Source organism: Phocaeicola sp. ICN-14070, from assembly GCF_037892625.1.
In the GTDB taxonomy this organism is placed as follows: Bacteria; Bacteroidota; Bacteroidia; order Bacteroidales; family Bacteroidaceae; genus Phocaeicola; species Phocaeicola plebeius.
Window position 1 is genome coordinate 1 of the sequence record NZ_JBBKBF010000158.1, and the last position, 1,118, is coordinate 1,118.

Annotated in this window: 2 pseudogenes; one reads left to right on the plus strand and one right to left on the minus strand. The window is 39.2% G+C overall.

Annotation, left to right across the window (positions count from 1 at the left end):
• Positions 1-211: pseudogene (locus WKT20_RS18040) on the minus strand (glycoside hydrolase family 97 protein); the annotation flags it as partial.
• A 230-nt stretch (positions 212-441) separates the two neighbouring features.
• Here WKT20_RS18040 and WKT20_RS18045 point away from each other — a divergent pair.
• Positions 442-1,118: pseudogene (locus WKT20_RS18045) on the plus strand (hypothetical protein); the annotation flags it as partial.

Sequence of the window (1,118 nt, forward strand, 5' to 3'; positions counted from 1 at the left end):
TCCCCAGATTCTTTAACTGAACTACCGAAATCGAAGAATCACCTTTCTTATAAATCACACGCAATCCTTTCGCCGGATTATCCCAGCTCACTCCTATTTTCTTATTAGGAGAGTATAAACTATCATCTGCTTTCACTGTTATACCGGAAAAGAATACACATACGAAAAGAAGGCATGCTTTCCATGAATTAGAAATTAATTGTCTGTACATAGTTACAATACTTCGGTAAATTTTTACCGAAAGATTAAAAGTTAAACAATAGAACCGGCAAAAGTCGGTTCGAAAACACTAAAGAGGTCATTGAAATGTTGTCAAAAACGAATGGTTAAGCATGAAGAAATGTGCTGAAAAAAGAGAGCTAACCTGCTGATAATAAAGGGAAAAGTATTGTATAATTCGTTATTTCTTAGTAAATTAGAAGTCTCTGAACTCTTCTGATTATGACTAAAGAAACACTTCTTATGCAATACCAATCCGAGTGCCTGTCGGCTCTCAAATCAGTAGCGAATATACAAAAACCTTTTGAAAAAACGTTCATGGACACCATGAAATTATTCATGGCCATCCCAGATCGTATAAATTTCCTTCAATTGGGCAGATATGGCTGTTTCTCAGAACAGACTTATCGTAACCTTTTTGAGCATGAAACTTTCGACTGGTTTGCGTTCAACGGATCTATCATCAGCAAGCATCTCACAGGCAAAAGAAAAGCCATCGCCATCGATCCTTCCTATATCCCCAAATCAGGCAAGAAGACACCTTGGATAGGTTACTTCTGGTCTGGTTGTGCAGGAGAATACAAGCGTGGACTGGAAATCATGGGCATCGGTGTCATTGACATCGACAACCATGAATGCATGACTTTAGGTTCCATTCAGACACCGGATTGTAAGACCTTGGATAATATGGACAAGAACCTTGTTGACTGGTACAGCTGCTATCTTATCAGCAGAAAAGACAAGCTGCAAAGCATATCCAAAACGGTGGTTGCAGACGCATTCTTTTCCAAGGAAACTTTCGTAACGCCTATGTGTGAGAACGGTTTCCATGTTATCAGCCGCTTTAGGAATGATGTTGTCCTGTACTATCCGACATTGGAAAAGAATACAGGAAAACG